We start from the raw sequence: 17,654 nt of genomic DNA on the forward strand, positions 1-17,654 counted from the left end.
TTATTTCTTGCGGAACGCGTCGAGCGAAACGACTTCAGCACCTTTGCCGTGGGCTGGCTCTTCGGACGTTTCCTTCTCGGCGGCGCTGGCCTTCTTCTTCGGTGCCGTCTTGCGCTCCGCCGGCTTGACCACAGCGATGGGCTCCGGAGTTGACGGCGTTTCTTCAGACGCGGCAACCGGATCGGCCTTGACCTCGAATTCGAGCTCGAAATTGACCGAGGGGTCGTAGAAGCCGCGCACGGCAGAGAAGGGGATTTCGAGCTTTTCCGGAACATCGGAGAAGGACAGGCCAATCTCGAAGCCGGTGTCGGTCACCTTGAGGTCCCAATACTGGAACTGGACGACGATGGTCATCTGCTCAGGGTAACGCTCATGCAGGCGCGAAGAGATGCGCACGCCCGGCGCGCCGGTCATGAAGGTGATGAAGAAATGGTGGTTGCCCGGCAGGCCTGTGCGCGCGACTTCCGCCAGGACCTTGCGCATGACGCCACGCAGTGCCTCCTGGGCGAGAATGTCATAGCGGATCTGGTCTTCGGCCATATGTATAAGCGGGTCCGATTGAATCGTTCCCTTACCTGTAATCAAGCTTGAGGCCGCCGTAAACCGGATATAGCGCCCTATTGAATGTTTGGGATTTCAGCCCTTGCCTGCTCGCAGGCTGCAAGCCGCCGTGAACGTCCACGCGGCCCCAATTATGCTGGTCGTGCCTTGCCGTAGGCGCGCAGGAAGCAGCGGACGGCGTTGGTCGCTGCCGTACGCAGCTGCTCTTCCGAGAGGGGATCGCCGAAAATCATCGCCATTTGCAGGTCGGCATTGACGAGGGCCAAAAACTGGCGGGCAGCGACGTCGGGATCGTCCAGATCAAGCCAGCCCGCGAGGGCGAGGCGGGCAAGACGCGCGGCAAGGGCTGCCCAGGTCTTGGCCGGGCCGTGTTCGCGCCAGCCGGTGAAAAGCTCGGGATAGCGCTCGCCTTCGGTCTGCAGCAGCTTGCGCAGGAACTTGCCGTCGCGATTGCACATGCAGTTCTGGTTGAGCCGCACGGCAAAGGCGATCAACTCGGCCTCCAGGTCGACGGGCTTGTCGGGGAAGGTGGCGAGGGTCTCGAAAATGCTGGCGTTAATGCGTTCGGTGATTTCTCGGACTACTGCGACCAGCAGATTCTCCTTATCACCGTGATGATTGTAGACCGTCTGGCGCGATACGCCGGCTTCTGCGGCGATGAGGTCGATGTTGGCGCCGGCAAAGCCTTCACGACAGAAAACGCCAGCTGCGGCATCGAGGATCGAGTGGCGCTTGGCGCTGTGGCTGCGGGCGACCGCAATGTCAGGAGCGATGGCAGGTGTCATGAATTTTTATATACAGGTGGTTGACGATTTGGACAAGTCTGTCTAAAAATATGGACGTGGTGCTGAGAGGCCGGTTCGGGAGGAGTCGGAATCTCGGTTTGCCGAACGTCCTTGGATTACACGTCGCCGTGTTTTCGCGGCGGAAACCAGATCCGAAAGATTCACACACCATGACACCCCAATTTCTCCGCGTGGCGGTCGTGCTCGGCCTTTTGTCGGCCATCGGCCCGTTTGCAATCGACATGTATCTTCCCGCGCTGCCGACAATCGGCGCCGACCTCAATGCCAGCACTGCCGCCGTGCAGATGAGCCTGCTTGTCTTCTTCCTCGCCATGGGGCTGGCGCAGATCGTCGTTGGCCCGATCTCGGACATGATCGGCCGCAAGGCGCCGCTCTATATCGGCCTGGTGCTGTTTGCCATCGGCGGCGTGGGTGCAGCGCTCGCGCCCAATATCGAATGGCTCATCTTCTTCCGCGTCATCCAGGGCCTTGGTGCTTCGGCCGGCATGGTGGTGCCGCGCGCAATCGTGCGCGACCTGCATACCGGAACCGAGGCAGCACGGCTGATGTCGCTGTTGATGCTGGTGTTTTCCGTTTCGCCGATCCTTGCGCCGTTGACGGGTAGCCTTGTGATCGAAGGCTTCGGCTGGCGCGCTGTGTTCTGGGTTGTCACTGCTGCCGCAATGCTGGCAATCGTGCTGTTGTCGACGTCGCTGAAGGAAACCCGGCCCGCCGCGCACCGCGCCGAAAGCTCGGTGCGCAGCGCCCTCAGCGGCTATCGCTTCCTGCTCGGCGACCGCAATTTCCTCAGCCTGACCTTCATCGGTGGCTTTGGCATCGCCAGCTTCTTTGTCTACCTCGCCAATTCGTCGTTCATCCTGATCGACCATTACGGCCTGTCGCCGTCGGTCTACAGCGTGTTCTTCTCGATCAATGCGGTGGCGTTCATCGGCATGTCGCAACTGACCGGATTGCTGACCGAGCGCTTTGGGCTGCGGCGCGTGGTGCGGGTCGCTGTGGTTGGTTACGCAACGATGATGGTGGCGTTGCTCGCCGTGTTTGCGTCGGGCGTCGACCGCCTCGACGTGCTCGCAACGCTGCTGTTCATCGGCTACGGCTTCCTTGGCCTCGTCATCCCCACCACCTCGGTGCTGGCGATGGAAGAGCATGGCGAGATTGCGGGTACCGCGTCCGCACTGATGGGCACGCTGCACTTTGCCACCGGTGCCGTTGCCATGGCGGTGGCAGGACTGTTCTTCGACGGGACGCCGCTGCCGATGGTCTTTGGCATTACCATCTCGGCCGTCATTGCCTTTGTGCTGGCACAGGTATCGCTTGGCCGCAGCCAGATGGCCGTTGAAGCCCCGGCGGAATGAAATCATGCGGGGCCGGGCCATTGTGGCCCGGCTCCACAGTTGTCAGAGCCGATGGTCGTCCAATGACTGTCGGGATCGAGCCGAAACGTCGCGGCCATCTTCATACAGCCTTGCTATCGTCTTATTTACACATGGACCGGTAAGTCATTGCCAAGACCACCGGAAGTAGAGCGACGACGCCCGAGGCCATCGAAAATCTTGAAATTCATTCCCTCCGCCTTGCTGCTGCTCTTTGCAGCAACGTTCTTGTGCGTGTGGCTGCTTGAACGCCGCCGGCGGCATCTGCTGTTTTTCTCGCTTGCGTTCGCGGCTGTCGGCAGCGCCACCGTCGTGCAGTTCGCTCTGTGGCCTCCCGATATCGGCTACAACACGATCGTCTCCGCGATGCTTTATACCGCCGGGCCGCTGCTGCTGGTCGAAGGTGTGCTCGTACGCTCACGCAGGTCGATGCCTCTGGTCCTGCATGCGGCATGGTTTGCGGCCATCGTCGGCCTGCTGTGCTATTTCTACTACGTCGACAACAATCTCCAGATCCGAGTCTATGCGCTCAATCTCGGCATGGGCTGCATCATCCTCAGCGGCGCGTGGAGGCTGAGGGATCTGGTGCGCGGCAACGTCATCGACCGTGCTATGGTCTGGCTCCTGTTTGGTCTCGGCCTGACCTTCTTCGTGCGCGTGCTGCTCGACGGCAGCACGGTCCCATCCGACAACGTCGAGGCATTTTTCGAATCCGAATTCTGGGTCTGGGCGCAGTTTACCATGTCGGTGCTGGGGGTTGGCATGGGGCTCGGGCTGCTGGTGGTCGCCTGTGCCGACATCGTGCTGGCGCTCAAGGCCGAGCGCGACAGTGATCCGCTGACCGGTTTGCTCAATCGCCGCGGCCTGCAAAGCAGAACGCCGCGACTGCCGACTACAGATCGCGAACCGCTGAGCATCGTCGCCTGCGACATCGACCGGTTCAAGGCGATCAACGACCGTTTTGGCCATGCTGCAGGTGATGTCGTGTTGTCGACCTTTGCCAAGATCATCAAGGCGACGCTGCGGGAAGGCGACATTGCGGCGCGCATCGGCGGCGAAGAGTTCGTTATTGTGATGAAGGACGCGCCAGTGGGCGACGCCTTCTTGTTGACCGAAAGATTGCGCCGCGCGATTGCCGATGTGCGCTTCGGCGAGATGTCAGAAGATTTTACCGTCACCTGCAGCTTCGGCATCGCCGAATTCCATGCCGGCGAAGGGCTTTGGGACGCCATCGGCCGCGCCGACAAGATCCTCTATGCCGCCAAGCGTGCCGGCCGCAACCGCACCTTTGCCGAAGGGCTGCAGCTGCCGAGCGCCGCCCGATTCGTCAGGTGAGAGACTTGGCGACGTTGTCGAGAATGAAGGCCAGCCGTTGCGCGACTGATATCTTGGGGACCTCGACGAGCTCATAGCCGCAAGCGCTGTAGGTCTCGACCATGCTGGCATGAGTACGCCGGGCCTCGTCTTCGTCCTGCCTGCGTTCACTGTCCTGGGCGAAGATCTCGGGCCAATGCGGCAGGACGAACACCTTGCGGTTGTAGCGAAACTCTTGGGCTGCCTTTTCGACATGGGGCGGTACTGGCAGGCCTACAAGTTTGAGATAGCCGATGACATCGGGCACGCCGCGATCGAAAAAGACCGGGCCTGAGGCTGCCTTGGCAATCGCATGCGAGCGCATCTCCCATGACAGCATGAGCTCGGCGAAAAGCGCGCGGTCATGCCAGGGCAGGGCGATGCCAGAAATTGCCACTTGATCCCTGATGATGCCGCGCCCGGCTTCGACCGAGGTGGCAAAGCCAGCGGCGGCAAGGTGTTCGATCAATGTGGTCTTGCCTGAGCCAGGGCCGCCGGTCAGCACACAGAAGCGATTGGAGTCATGGGGCATGAAAGGTCTCCGGATGAAACGGGACCGGCCATGGCAAGCCGACCGCGACTGGCCAGGGCCAGACAACGGCAAAGCCAGCGTTAGCCGGCGATAAAAATTTTGGAGGGGGGAGAAGTGGAGGTTTCTGTTGCCAGGTACCTCCGAACCCCGCCTAGAAGTGCGAACCTCTAGGGCTTAATTTGAAGCTATCGCACAGCTTACGCTGCGAGACGTGCTTCCGCATAGTTGTCGTTTGCAACTACAAGTTTAGCCCGATAACGGTGGTACTATGCCGGGCAAAAGTCCGATCTTTACACCCTCGTCGATCCTATTTCGCCCCCAGCAAAAACCGTCGCTCACTTGCACGGCAGCTTTTGGTGGAGGCGCCGGGTACCGCCCCCGGGTCCGAATGGCTTATTTCATCGGCAGTTTATCGCCATAGTCAGACAAGCTGACGCCCCTGATATAAGGAGGCTGCGCGCAAAAGGAAAGGTCGGAACCGCAAGTCGAAGCTGTCATCCGACAGATTTGTGAGACCACGCGAAGACGCAGGGTTGACTCGCGTCGTGCGCGAACCGAAGCTTCGGCCGCTGGGGTGCCTGCATTGCGCGTGAAGCGGTCAAGGCCGGCAATCCCCACGGGAGATGACATCAATTCGTCGACGAGGGGAATTCATATGAGTGACTATCTTGCAGACGTGAAGAAGTACGATGCCGGCGCCAAGGAAGAGGTGGTAACCAAGATCGTCAAGCATCTGGGCATTGCGCTCAGGAACCGCGATTCCTCCCTGGTCTCCTGCACGGACCCCAAAGAGCTCGACCGGGTCAAAGCAGGCTGGATCGCCAAGAAGCTTGGCGTCGAGGACGCAAAGAAAGCCGACGGCGCGCTGGAAAAGGTCTGCAACGCGATGTCGGCGGATCACACCAAAAACCGCGTCACCTTCTATTATCTGGTGGCCAAGGAACTCGGAAAGCTCGGCGCGCTGTAGAACCTTGTCCATTCCGATTGGATCGGAATGGGGCTCTACGTTTCTTGTTGGAGCATGATCTTTTCCGAAAACCGGTACCCACTTTTCGGGATCATGCACTAAGCTGCGCCCATCGCTCTCGATTTGCTGGCGCCGGGCCCCAAGCCCGGCGTTGGACGTTTAACGCGGTTGGGGATAGAAGCGGCTTCGTTGCCTTGGACGGCACCGGTCCGCTATGATCGGGCAAGTCCCGAATCGAGCCCGACCGATGCGCCAGTACCTCGACCTCCTCAGCCATGTCCTCGAACACGGCACCGACCGTGGCGATCGCACGGGCACGGGCACGCGCTCGGTATTCGGCCATCAGATGCGTTTCGACCTGGCGCAAGGTTTTCCTGTTGTCACCACCAAGAAGCTGCACCTCAAGTCGATCATCCACGAGCTGTTGTGGTTTCTCGCCGGCGACACCAACATCAAGTACCTCAACGACAATGGCGTGACGATCTGGGACGAGTGGGCCGACGAGAATGGCGATCTCGGCCCGGTCTATGGCAAGCAGTGGCGCTCGTGGCCGACGCGTGACGGCGGTGAGATCGACCAGATTGCTGTTCTCCTGAACCAGATCCGCAAGAACCCGAATTCGCGGCGGCTGATCGTTTCGGCATGGAATCCCGCGGAGGTGGACGCTATGGCGCTGCCGCCATGCCATTGTCTGTTCCAGTTCTATGTCTCGGACGGCAAGCTGTCGTGCCAACTCTACCAGCGTTCGGCCGACATCTTCCTGGGCGTGCCGTTCAACATCGCCTCCTATGCGCTGCTGACGATGATGGTGGCGCAGGTGACGGGGCTGAAGCCTGGCGATTTCGTGCATACGCTGGGCGATGCGCATATCTACCACAATCATTTCGACCAGGCGCGCGAGCAGCTTTCTCGCACGCCCAAGGCGCTGCCGACTATGTGGATCAACCCCGAGGTGAAGGACCTGTTTGCCTTCCGCTTCGAGGATTTCCGGCTGGAGAACTATGTCGCCGACGCGACGATCCGCGCCCCGATTGCGGTCTGACAGGCTCTTTCTTCTGTTGGAGCAAAAAACCGGCTCCAACGGTCCGCACCCAGCTCCCCAGTTTTTTGGAAGGTGTCCTTTACAACTAGGACACCTGGTCTTTCCTCGACCTCGTCATGTCGTCAGCAGCGTATGCACGCCTGATGCTCCAGACGCACGCGGCCTGGCCAGCGCCTAGTTCGGCAAGCGCCGCCTGAGCACGTCAAAGATCTGCCGATCTACCGAACGGCCGTCCGCTCCGTGGCACCTAACAGCAAGAGATTGGCCGCTCGCAGCAATCGCTGCTTCCGGTGCCTCGCTATCTAGGCCGCATCGACAACTCCAGCAGGAACTGAAGATGAAACGGCTTCTGAAAACGACCATCAAGACGATCGCGCCCGCTCTGGCGGCCGCTATGCTGTATTCCTCTACTGCCTTCGCCGGCCCGACAACGAGCCTGAGCCACCACGACACGCCGAGCGTGACAAAGCGCGAGTGCTGGATCTTTCTGTTGTGGACCAACTGCGAATTTACCCACAGGTACACGAGCGGCTACAGCTTCTTCGGCCACGGAAGCCATTCAAAGTTTGAAGGCACCAAGTCCAGCGAGGGTAGCGGGCGTTACAGCCAGTCTCACAACAAGAGCTCCACGCAAAGCAACGGCAACGGTGCCATCTATGACACCGTTACCACCAGCAGCATCTTCGGTGGCAGCACCGGCGTCGGGCACAGCACTCACACTGACGATAAACCAGGCGCCGCAACAGGCGGCAATCCTGGCGGCACCACCGGCGCCGGCAACCAGGGCGGCCACGGCGACCAGGGCGGCAGCGGCAACAACGGCGGCACTGGTAACAACGGCGGCACCAGCGGCACCGGTAGCACCGGCGGCACCGGCGGCAACGGCGGCACTGGCGACAACGCCAGCACCGGTAACAACGGCGGTACCGGTAACAACGGCGGTACCAGCGGCACGGGTAACATTGGTGACAACGGCGGCACTGGCGACAACGCCAGCACGGGTAACAATGGTGGCACTGGCAACAACGGCAGCACTGGCGACACTGGCGGCACCGGCAATAACGGCAACCACGGCAACGGTAACAACGGCAATCACGGCAGCGGCAACAACGGCAACAACGGTAACGGTAACGGTAACAACGGCAGCCACGGCAACAACGGCTACGGGAACGGCGGGGGCGATGGCGTTCCGGGTGGGTCCGACAAGACCGATGGCGACCGCTGAGCATTGCTCTTGCCGGACATCTCCTCCCGCAATGGGGTAGGAGGAGGTGACGGCGACAGGAAGCGGGGGCCATGGCGACCGGCGAAAAAGGGCAAGCGAACCCGCTTGCCCTTTTTCGCCGGCGCGCGTGCCTTCACGCGTGCTGCTAGGGCGGGCTTTGGACCGCTTGGCCGGGTCACCAATTCTGGGAGAGATGCATTTGGGAGGCAACCACGGAGAATTGGCAGGCCTGGAATGCAGCGGTCGCAAGTCAACACCGGATGCGATGCGCCGTTGCAGCGGATTTCAGGGACCTCGGGTCGGTGGCGACCCTGCCATTGCGCTGACCTGCCATCGGGCACTAGTGTAAACCTCAGCGTGTGTTGGAGTCTGACGGACCGACCAGGCCGGCCTCCGGAGGATCAGGCGATGCCAACCTCAATTGGATTGGCTGCTCACTTGGCGGTCAATCAACTTGAACGTCGCGGCATAGACCCCGCTCCCCTTCTTGCGCGGTCTGGCCTGTCGCAAGCCGCCGTCGCGAGACGCGAGCGTGTCAAGGTCAAGTCCGTGATCGACTTTCTCGAGCATGCTTCCCGCGCCGTGAAGGATGAGTGGCTCGGCCTGACCATGGCGGCTGATTTCGACCTGCGCGAGATCGGCACGCTTTACTATGTGGCGGCGTCATCCAGGCGATTTGGCGACGCCCTCAAACGCGTAGAACGCTACGTGCGCATCGCCGACGAAGCATTGGTGGTGCGCATAGTTCATGGACCAGGCTGCTGCATCAGACTTTCCTATGTGGGGGTGCCCCGGCACGTGGACCGACACCTGATGGAGAGCTTCGCGGTCACGCTGCTGCGGCTTTGCCGCCATCTCGCCAGGCGAGATATCGTGCCCCTTTCAGTCAGTTTCGTGCACCACCGTTCAGACGGCCGCAAGATCCAGCGTGCGATGGGCTGCGACGTCGACTTTGGCGCCCCCGAAGACGCACTGAATTTCGACACGGGCGTTATGGACCTGCCCCTGGCTGGCTATGATCCCTACCTCAACGACCTGATGGTGAAGAGCTGCGAGGATGCCATTGCGGCGCGCGCAGCCAACATCAGCCCGTTTCGAACAGAGGTTGAGAATATCATCGCTACCCAACTGCCCCACGCCGAAGCGCGGGCCAAGGCGGTCGCGCGCCAGCTCGGCCTCAGCGAAAGGACATTTGCCCGCCGGCTGGCCGCAGAAGGCCTGAGCTTTGGCGAGATCCTCGACCAATTGCGGCGTGATCTCGCCCTGCGTTATCTTCAGGAGAAACTCCCGGTTTCCCAGATCGCCTGGCTGATCGGCTTCAATCAGCCCAGCGCATTCAGTCATGCGTGCCGGCGCTGGACTGGCAAGAGCCCCCTGGAGTTGCGGCGCAGTTCCGAGATGTCGATGGCCTGACCCGGCGCACGATTGCGGTCTGACACGATTAGAGGTCGCGCAGCAGCTCCGCCGCCTTGACCTGGCCGACGTTGCGGGTCAACAGAACGGCCGCGGCAATCGATGCCAGCAATAGCACCAGCACCAATGCCAGATAGCTTGCCGGGATTGCCAAGGCATCCGGTGCGGGGTCGAACACGCCAGTCAGCAGCTTGACCAGCATCCAGGCCATGGTCAGGCCTGAGAGCAGGCCGAAGACAAGTCCGCCCACGGCCACCAGCAGGCCTTCGCCCCACAGGAATGCCGCGAGCTGGCGCGGTTTTGCTCCGATTGCCGTGAGGATTGCGAAACTGCGACGCCGGTCGAGGAAGCCCAGCCCGAGCATCAAGCCGGCAGCCGCGACCGCCATGCCAAGCGCGAAAGCGAGCTCGATCGCGGTGAGGCCGGACAGATCGACAGCCGTCAGGCTGGAGCCGATGATATGGGCGGCCGAACCGACATCCTTGACCTGCAACGCCGGATCGTCGGCGAGCGCCGCCGAGGCGGCGTGGGCGAGGGCCGCCGGATCGCCTTTTGCCCGCATCAGCACATATTCGCTGGTGTCCGCGCCGGTCATCCTGGCGATGTAGGCGGCATTGGCGACGAGGAATGAGTCCTTCGGCGCGGTCGGGAACTCGCGCGTCACACCGATGAATGTGAACGGAACTGGATGATACTGGTGGTCGGCAATGTTCATCAGTCTCAGATTGATGGTGTCGCCGACGGAGAGCTGGAAATCCTGCACGGTTTCTTGCGACACCAGCACGCCGTTTGGCGTTTCGGCAAGGGTGGCCAGTACATTGGCGGCCTTGCCGCCGGCGAAGTAGGCGTCAGGGAAATCGGTCGCGTCACCGATTGCCACCGGGTCGATGCCGTAGAAATCTTGCAGGTCGGCTCCGACATAGGCGAAGCGGTGCTGCATCGGCGCTGCCGCCACCACATCGGGCAGGGCGGCGAGTTGTGTCAGCCTGGTTCCGGCCGGGTGGGTGGCGGTGCCGAAGACTGTGACATCGGAACCATTTGTCAGTTCGGCGTCGACGCGGGCCTGGGCGTTGTAGGTGGTGTTGAAGACCGCCGTCGACACCGCAAACGAGACTGCGAGCGCGGTCATGGCGATGCCATGGGTGATCCGCCGAGACTGATGCGACAGAGCGGCCGCAACGACGCTCGACAGCCTGCCCGCCACGGGTCGAATCAGAAGTTTCAGCACCGTGCCGTTGCTGCCGATGATCCGCGCCGAGATGCGGATCGCCAGCAGCGCCGAACCGATCCAGAACAGGGCAGGCGCGATGAAGGCGTTGTAGTCGACCGAAGTCGCGGCGACGCCCTCGGGCGCCAGCACGACCTGGTAGCCCGTGCTGGCTGACTGCCAGAAAAAGGCCATCGCGCCCAAAAGCAACACGACGTCGAGCCAAAGGCGTTTCCACAGCGGCGCGCCGGCGCGGCTGATGGTGCGCCGCGAGGCAGTGACGCTCAGGCTGCGGCTGTCGCGCCAAGCTGGATAGAGGAAGGCAGCGAGTGCGAGCAGGAGGCCGACAGCAACCGACAGCCCAAGTGCTTCGACACCAAGCCGGGCATCCCCGCCAAAGCGCAGCCGCGCGAAAAGCTGCGCCATGACCAGGCCGAGCGTTATGCCGACGCCTGCGACCAGAAGCGCTTCAGCCGAAGTCAGCAGCAGGATGCGGCGCATGCTTGCGCCACGGACCCTGAGCAGGGCCTGTTCGGCCCGGCGGTGACCCGCGCCGGTCGAGGCAATCGCGAAGGTCAGCAGGCAGGCAAGGGCCACGCCCGGCACGCCGAGAAACAAGAACAGCACCGCCGCGTACAGCGAATCGCCGCGTACCGCATCAAGGCGGGCGCCAAGGTTGTTGGCGACCAGCGCTTGCCCGGCAACAGCTGCTTCGAGGTTTCGGGCGGCACCCGTCACCATGGTCCAGGCGTCGGCCGGCCTCGCGGGCAGGTGGCCATGGTCCAGCCTGATGTGAAGCTGCGTGCGCGTCGTATCGGGCCGCGCGGCCTGCTGCGGCGCAAATATCCGCTGCCACTCAGTGACGGGCAGGATGAGCACATTGTCCGGCGGCGCCTGCGGAGCTGCCTGGGGCGGCAGTCCCACCCCCTGAAACAGCGCGTCGGCATCGGGCAATTCGATCACGCCATCGAGCCTGACGGTGACCGGCGGCAGCGCCACCCGCTTGATGGTGATCATGTCGCCGGGGGCGACATGCAGGTTGGCTGCGGTCTGCTGGGCTGCCAACACGCCGTCAGCACTGCCCGAGAGCAGTCGAACCTCTTGCGGAAAATCCGTGAGATAGCCTTCGTCGAAGGCGATCACCTTGCCGGGGCCGGTCGTTTGGACCGTTCCGCCGGAGCTGGCTTCGAGCCCGTCCGTGCCGGCATAAAGCACCTGCCTCATGGCAGAGACAGCGGCGGACTTGCCGACAGCGTCGCGGATCGAGGCGAGATCGGCGCCAGGCACCGCCTCGACCTGCCAGTCGATCGGTACGCCAGATGCCGCGCGGCGCGTCATCGAACTGCTGCTTTGGGCGAGGAACGTCGACAGAGCGGCAAGCAGCGCGACGGCTACCGCGATGCCTGCCGCCGCGCCCAAAAGGCGTCCGAAATGCCGGCGCAGGAGGCCGAAGAGCCAGAGGCGGTTCACGCGCGCCTCCGTTGCGGCTCGGTGGAGTGGGAAACCCTGCCGCGATCTATCTCCCAGCGCAGGCTCATCCGTTCCGCCACCGCCTCGTCATGGGTCGCAATGACGAGAGCAGCACCGGTGTTGCGGATGAAGCCGATGGTGAGATCGATGAAATGCTGTGCTGTGGCACTGTCGAGCTGGCCTGTCGGCTCGTCGGCAAGCACGAGGCGTGGGCCGCTAACCAGCGCGCGCGCCATGGCGACCCGCTGGGCCTGGCCGCCGGAAAGCTCTTCGGGCAGCTTTTGGGCAAGCTCCGACAGCTCGAACCGTTCGAGGACCGCTGCCGCCTTAGCGTCGACATCGTCGTTGCTCTCCATCAGGACGAGCGGCAGGCCGACATTCTGCAAAACCGTCAGTGCCGGAAACAGGCTGGGCGTCTGGAACACGAAGGACACCTTGCCTGGGCGCAGCGTGGCGCGTGTGCCGAGCGCAGGCCACATGATCGCACCGGCCGAAGGTGCGTCGAGCCCACCCAAGAGGTGCAGCAGCGTGGTCTTGCCGCTGCCAGAGGCACCGACAAGCGCGATGCGGTCGCCCGCATCTATGCGGCAGTTGATGTCGTAAAGAACTACGAGCTTGTCATGCGCGCCGTCGGCGAAGCTTCTGGAGATGCCTGAGGTGACGACGAGCGGCTCAACCATTGTCGATGCGCCCGTCGGCAAGATGGATGATGCGGTCGGCGCGCGCCGCAAGTGCTGTGCTGTGGGTGGCTATCAGCGTTGCCTTGCCCGCAACCCGCCTGGCCTCGAAATGCTCGAGCAAGCGCTCTTCGGCGTCCCTGTCGATCTCGGCCGTCGGCTCGTCGGCGATCAGCACTGGCGGGTCGGCGGCAAGTGCCGCCGCAAGGCCCGCACGCGCGGTTTCGCCGCCGGAGAGTTGTGACGGGTAGTTTCGCGCACGCTGGGAAAGCCCGACAGCCTGCAACAGTTCGTCGAGCCGCCGCAGGTCCGTCTTGCCGGCCAGAAGCATCGACAGCCAGATGTTTTCGCCGACCGTCAGGTGCTGGAAGAGATTGCCTGACTGCAGCAGGATGCCGAAATTCGCCGCCCTGATGGTCGCCCGCTCGGCCTCCGGCCGGCGCGTCAGGCGCTGCTCGCCGATCATGACGTAGCCACCGTCAGGCTCGTCGAGACCTGTCAGGCAGGCCAGAAGCGTGGATTTTCCGCTGCCCGACGGGCCGACAATCGAAACCATCTCGCCGGGGGACAGGAAAAGGCTGACCCCGCGAAGGGCTGCGGTCTCATCGTTGCCGACATGGTAGAAGCGATAGAGTTCGTGTGCGGCAAGGACGCTCATCTCAGCGCCACTGAAACGATTCCGACATCAGCTTCCATTGGTCGACATTGTCGGCACCGAGCGGTGCATAAAGCTCGAGCGACACGAGCTTGGCGTCCCTGAAATAGAGAAAACGCTGGTTTTCGAGGCGGACCTGCTTGGAAGTCACCTGGTTGGGTTCGGAGTTGGAGCTGTAGGCGATGCGGATGGCATTGCCCGCAGGCAGCTTGACCGCCTTGACGGCGTCGATCTTGACGGCACGTTCCTGCTTTTGCAGCTGCGGCAGATAATCCGTGCGCACACTGTCGACAGTCGGTGGCACGCCTGCGTCGGACAGTGTGACCACGACACCGTCGAGCTTGTCGACGAAACGTGCGCCGTCCGGCAAGTCGGTTCGCGCCCAGCCCTCGGGCACCTTGAGCGTGTAACCATCCTTGGATGCGTAATCGATGAAGACCTGGGTGTCTGGAATGTCGCCCGGCGGGTTCTTCTCGGCCTGGACCGGCTTTTCGGCGGCCACGGCCAAGGGCATGGCGGCGAGGGTGCAGGCCGCCGTCGTCGTAAACGAGGCAAGCAGGCTCGACAGGATTGCGGTCCGAATCATGTCGAGAGTTCTCCTTGCACTTCGACGGCGGCCACCGCCCAAGACAAGATGACATCGGCAGATTACCAGCGCTTCGCGGGTGCAATACGCTTTCGTAAGGTTGCCGGGAGATGGCGAGCCACGGCGGGACAATTGACATGACGCCTTGCCGTCGATGCCCTATCGTTCGGGAAATTCGTCTTACGACCTCCGAATGCATGTAAGGGGACTCCAATGGGACAAGCTGCTCCGAGCCACGGACAAGACGCGATCGAAGCCAAAGAACTGGAGTTGATTCATCGTTATTGGCAGGCAGCGAACTATCTCTCGGTCGGCCAGATCTATTTGCTCGACAATCCGTTGCTGCGCGAGCCGCTGAAGGCCGAGCACATCAAGCCCAGACTGCTGGGACATTGGGGCACGACACCCGGCCTCAACTTCATCTATGCCCATCTCAACCGGGTCATCAAAGCGCGCGACCTCGACATGATCTATGTCTGCGGCCCCGGTCACGGTGGACCCGGCATGGTCGCCAATACCTATCTCGAAGGCAGCTACAGCGAAATTTATCCAGAGATCGGCCGCGATATCGACGGGATACGCAAGCTTTTCCGCCAGTTCTCCTTTCCCGGCGGTATTCCCAGCCACGCGGCCCCCGAGACGCCTGGCTCCATCCATGAGGGCGGTGAACTCGGCTATGCCCTCGTTCACGCCTTTGGCGCGGCCTTCGACAATCCCGATCTCGTCGTTGCCTGTGTCATTGGCGATGGCGAAGCTGAAACCGGAACACTCGCGGCATCCTGGCACTCGAACAAGTTCCTGAACCCGGTGCATGACGGTGCTGTGCTGCCGATCCTGCATCTCAACGGCTACAAGATCGCCAACCCGACGATCCTGGCGCGGATGGAGAAGTCGGAGCTGGACAGCCTGCTGCGCGGCTATGGCCATGAGCCACTGTTCGTCGAAGGCGAAGATCCCGAAGACATGCATCGCCAGATGGCGGCGACGCTCGATTTCGCGCTCAAGCGGATCACCGAGATTCAGGCGAGGGCGCGAGGTGCCGGCAATTCCGATCGGCCGCACTGGCCGATGATCGTCCTGCGCAGCCCCAAGGGCTGGACTGGACCCAAGGAAGTAGACGGCAAGAAGGTCGAAGGCTTCTGGCGCGCGCACCAGGTGCCGATCACCGACCCGCGAAAAGATGCCGGTCACCTCAAGTTGCTCGAAGAGTGGATGCACAGCTACAGGCCCGAAAAGCTGTTCGACGAAGCGGGCCAGTTGCACGAGGACCTGCAGGCGCTGTCGCCAAAGGGCAAGCGCCGGATGGGTGCCAACCCGCACGCCAATGGCGGCTTGCTCAAGCGCGATCTCGTGCTTCCGGATTTTCGCTCGCTTGGCGTCGAGGTTACCGCTCCTGGCGGCGTAACCTCAGAAGCAACGCGCGCGATGGGGCGCCTGCTGCGACAGGTGATGGTGCTCAACGCCGACAGCCGCAATTTCAGGCTGATGGGCCCCGATGAAACCGCCTCCAACCGTCTCGACGATGTCTTCGATGTGACCGACCGGGTGTGGATGGAAGGCATCGAGCCTTATGACGAACATCTGGCACATGACGGCCGGGTGATGGAGGTGCTGAGCGAGAACCTTTGCCAGGGATGGCTGGAAGGTTATCTGCTGACCGGGCGGCACGGCTTCTTTTCCTGCTACGAGGCCTTCATCCACATCGTCGACTCGATGTTCAACCAGCACGCCAAATGGCTCAAGGTTTCGCGTGGGCTGGCTTGGCGGCGGCCGGTCGCTTCGCTGAACTATCTTTTGACTTCCCATGTCTGGCGGCAGGATCACAACGGCTTCAGCCATCAGGATCCGGGCTTTGTCGATCTGGTCGCCAACAAGAAGGCGGACATCGTGCGCATCTATCTGCCGCCGGATGCGAACACGCTGCTTTGGGTCACCGATCACTGCCTGCGCACCTATGACCGCATCAACGTCATCGTTGCCGGCAAGCAGCCGCAGCCGCAATGGCTTGCTATGCCCGACGCGATATCCCATTGCGAGGCGGGCGCCGGCATATGGCATTGGGCGGGCAGCGAGCGCGGCGAGGGCCAGCCTGATGTGATCATGGCCTGCGCTGGCGACGTGCCGACACTTGAAACGCTGGCGGCGGTGGATCTGCTTCGGAGCGCGCTGCCCAAACTGCGGATACGCGTCGTCAATGTCGTCGACCTGATGACGTTGCAGCCGGACAGCGAGCATCCGCACGGCCTGACAGACGATGCGTTCGACGCCTTGTTCACACGCAACAGACCCGTGATTTTCGCCTATCACGGCTATCCATACCTTATCCATCGCCTGACTTACCGGCGCCACAACCACGACAATTTCCACGTTCGCGGGTTCAAGGAGGAGGGAACGACGACCACCCCGTTCGACATGGCGGTGATCAACGAGATGGACCGTTATCATCTCGCCATCGAGGCGATCGACAGGATCGGTGATCTGGGAGCTGACGGTGCGAAAGCCAAGCGCCGCTTCGAAGACAAGCTGGCCGAACACTGGCGGTTCGTGCGCGAGCATGGCGAAGACATGCCCGAAGTGCGCGACTGGGCTTGGCGCAACTAGTGCCGATGGTCATTCTGGCTCTCAATGCTGGCTCGTCCAGCCTCAAGTTCGGTGTGTTCAAGGCCGTGTCGAACAGCGAGGTCGCGCCTCTTATGCGGGGCGTCTTTGATGGCTTGGCCGACACGCCGCGCTTTTCGGCCAAGGACGCAGGTGGAGGCGTTCTTGCCGACCGGCCGTTGAGCGTGCGCGACAGGTCGACGGGCGCATTGCTGGGCGAGCTTTTCGGTTTTCTAGATCCGGTGCTCGGCGGCGGGCAGATCGAAGCGGTTGGGCATCGTATCGTGCATGGCGGCAGCCGCTTCACAGCCCCCGTTCATCTGACGAATGAGGTCATCGCGGCGCTGGACGCGTTGACGCCAATTGCGCCCCTGCATCAGCCGGCGAGTCTGGGACCGGTCAGGGCGTTGGCCGAGCTGCGGCCGGACTTATTGCAGATCGGCTGTTTCGACACGGCATTCCACAGCACGCTCGCTCCACCGGCCAGCCGCTATGCCATTCCTCGTGAATATGAAGAAATGGGATTGCGGCGCTACGGCTTTCACGGCCTGTCTTACGAGTTCATTGCTCGCCAACTCAGCGAAATCGCACCGGAGCTGCTGGCGAAAAAGACCGTCGTCGCGCATCTGGGCAGCGGCTGCAGCCTGTGTGCGATGGTCGACGGCAAAAGCCGGGATACGACCATGGGCTTCACAGCACTCGACGGGCTGATGATGGCTACGCGATCCGGGGCGATCGATCCGGGCATTGTCCTGTATCTTCAGCAGGCCTTGGGACTGTCGGTCACTGAAGTCGAGCAGTTGCTCTACCGTCGCTCCGGCTTGCTCGGTGTATCAGGCATTTCAGGAGACACACGCATACTGCTTGCCAGCGACGATCCGCGTGCTGCCGAAGCGCTCGACCTGTTTGTCTTCAGTGTCACACGCAATATCGCGGCGATGGCCAATACGCTTGAGGGTATTGAGCTTCTGGTCTTCACCGGCGGTGTCGGTGAGCACGCCGGGGAAATAAGAAAAGCGATCTGCGATCGTCTCGGCTGGCTGGGCGTGAGGCTTGATCCATCGAAGACAGGCGATCTCATCAGCCAGGCCGAGAGCAAGATCGAGGTCCGGGTGATCGCCACCAATGAGGAGATGACGATCGCCCGCCAAACCAGCGCGCTGGTCTGTGAGATGGGGGCAGGCTAGCC

At 62.2% G+C, this 17,654-nt stretch carries 15 protein-coding genes and 1 other RNA gene; 8 read left to right on the forward strand and 8 right to left on the reverse strand.

Features of this window, described 5'->3' with window-relative positions:
• On the reverse strand, positions 1-540 hold the full coding sequence (locus tag AC1DLV_RS07845; RefSeq protein ID WP_476799003.1) for an SspB family protein: 540 nt from the start codon (positions 538-540) through the stop codon (positions 1-3).
• Positions 541-692: 152 nt separating this feature from the next.
• Positions 693-1,346: a TetR/AcrR family transcriptional regulator C-terminal domain-containing protein gene (locus tag AC1DLV_RS07850; protein WP_476799004.1), complete on the reverse strand. Its 654-nt coding sequence runs from the start codon at positions 1,344-1,346 to the stop codon at positions 693-695.
• A gap of 170 nt (positions 1,347-1,516) precedes the next feature.
• Between AC1DLV_RS07850 and AC1DLV_RS07855 the strand changes: the two genes are divergently transcribed.
• Together AC1DLV_RS07855 and AC1DLV_RS07860 are read left to right on the forward strand one after the other, a co-directional pair.
• Positions 1,517-2,722, forward strand: coding sequence for a multidrug effflux MFS transporter (locus tag AC1DLV_RS07855; RefSeq protein ID WP_476836140.1), 1,206 nt, complete (start codon positions 1,517-1,519; stop codon positions 2,720-2,722).
• Between the two features lie 198 nt (positions 2,723-2,920).
• Entirely contained in the window at positions 2,921-4,075 is a 1,155-nt protein-coding gene (locus AC1DLV_RS07860; RefSeq protein ID WP_476799006.1) for a GGDEF domain-containing protein, read from the forward strand.
• On the opposite strand, the gene AC1DLV_RS07865 is transcribed toward AC1DLV_RS07860, so the two are convergent.
• Both AC1DLV_RS07865 and ssrA read right to left on the reverse strand, forming a co-directional pair.
• Complete coding sequence (locus tag AC1DLV_RS07865; RefSeq protein WP_476799007.1) at positions 4,068-4,625, reverse strand: AAA family ATPase; 558 nt, start codon at positions 4,623-4,625, stop codon at positions 4,068-4,070. The genes AC1DLV_RS07860 and AC1DLV_RS07865 overlap by 8 nt on opposite strands.
• A gap of 113 nt (positions 4,626-4,738) precedes the next feature.
• Positions 4,739-5,099, reverse strand: a transfer-messenger RNA (tmRNA) gene (gene ssrA / locus AC1DLV_RS07870).
• 181 nt (positions 5,100-5,280) lie between these two features.
• On the opposite strand from ssrA, the gene AC1DLV_RS07875 reads away from it, so the two are divergent.
• The 4 genes from AC1DLV_RS07875 to AC1DLV_RS07890 all read left to right on the forward strand — a co-directional run bounded on the left by AC1DLV_RS07875 (position 5,281) and on the right by AC1DLV_RS07890 (position 9,272).
• A complete protein-coding gene (locus AC1DLV_RS07875) occupies positions 5,281-5,592 on the forward strand; it encodes a DUF2853 family protein (RefSeq protein WP_476799008.1) in 312 nt (103 codons plus the stop codon).
• Positions 5,593-5,839: 247 nt separating this feature from the next.
• Positions 5,840-6,634 carry a thymidylate synthase gene (locus AC1DLV_RS07880; protein WP_476799009.1) on the forward strand — a complete coding sequence of 265 codons (795 nt, stop codon included), beginning with the start codon at positions 5,840-5,842 and terminating at the stop codon, positions 6,632-6,634.
• A 337-nt stretch (positions 6,635-6,971) separates the two neighbouring features.
• Positions 6,972-7,859, forward strand: a complete 888-nt coding sequence (locus AC1DLV_RS07885) for a hypothetical protein (RefSeq protein WP_476799010.1) — start codon at positions 6,972-6,974, stop codon at positions 7,857-7,859.
• A gap of 408 nt (positions 7,860-8,267) precedes the next feature.
• On the forward strand, positions 8,268-9,272 hold the full coding sequence (locus AC1DLV_RS07890; RefSeq protein WP_476799011.1) for an AraC family transcriptional regulator: 1,005 nt from the start codon (positions 8,268-8,270) through the stop codon (positions 9,270-9,272).
• Positions 9,273-9,300: 28 nt separating this feature from the next.
• Here AC1DLV_RS07890 and AC1DLV_RS07895 read toward each other — a convergent pair whose 3' ends face one another.
• From AC1DLV_RS07895 to AC1DLV_RS07910, 4 genes are read right to left on the reverse strand one after another with little or no spacing between them, the layout of a single operon-like run.
• Positions 9,301-11,949, reverse strand: a complete 2,649-nt coding sequence (locus AC1DLV_RS07895) for an FtsX-like permease family protein (RefSeq protein ID WP_476799012.1) — start codon at positions 11,947-11,949, stop codon at positions 9,301-9,303.
• Positions 11,946-12,629 carry an ABC transporter ATP-binding protein gene (locus AC1DLV_RS07900; RefSeq protein ID WP_476799013.1) on the reverse strand — a complete coding sequence of 228 codons (684 nt, stop codon included), beginning with the start codon at positions 12,627-12,629 and terminating at the stop codon, positions 11,946-11,948. Before AC1DLV_RS07900 ends, AC1DLV_RS07895 begins: the two co-directional genes overlap by 4 nt.
• Entirely contained in the window at positions 12,622-13,284 is a 663-nt protein-coding gene (locus AC1DLV_RS07905; RefSeq protein ID WP_476799014.1) for an ABC transporter ATP-binding protein, read from the reverse strand. The genes AC1DLV_RS07900 and AC1DLV_RS07905 overlap by 8 nt, the downstream gene beginning before the upstream one ends.
• A 1-nt stretch (position 13,285) precedes the next feature.
• The gene (locus AC1DLV_RS07910; RefSeq protein ID WP_476799015.1) at positions 13,286-13,867 is read right to left on the reverse strand and encodes a hypothetical protein; all 582 of its coding nucleotides are present in this window, start codon (positions 13,865-13,867) and stop codon (positions 13,286-13,288) included.
• A gap of 213 nt (positions 13,868-14,080) precedes the next feature.
• Between AC1DLV_RS07910 and AC1DLV_RS07915 the strand changes: the two genes are divergently transcribed.
• On the forward strand, positions 14,081-16,468 hold the full coding sequence (locus AC1DLV_RS07915; protein ID WP_476836141.1) for a phosphoketolase family protein: 2,388 nt from the start codon (positions 14,081-14,083) through the stop codon (positions 16,466-16,468).
• 5 nt (positions 16,469-16,473) lie between these two features.
• Positions 16,474-17,652, forward strand: coding sequence for an acetate/propionate family kinase (locus AC1DLV_RS07920; RefSeq protein ID WP_476799017.1), 1,179 nt, complete (start codon positions 16,474-16,476; stop codon positions 17,650-17,652).
• The last annotated feature ends 2 nt before the right edge of the window (positions 17,653-17,654 follow it).

The sequence above is a fragment of the Aminobacter sp. 01T433 genome (assembly GCF_056398585.1).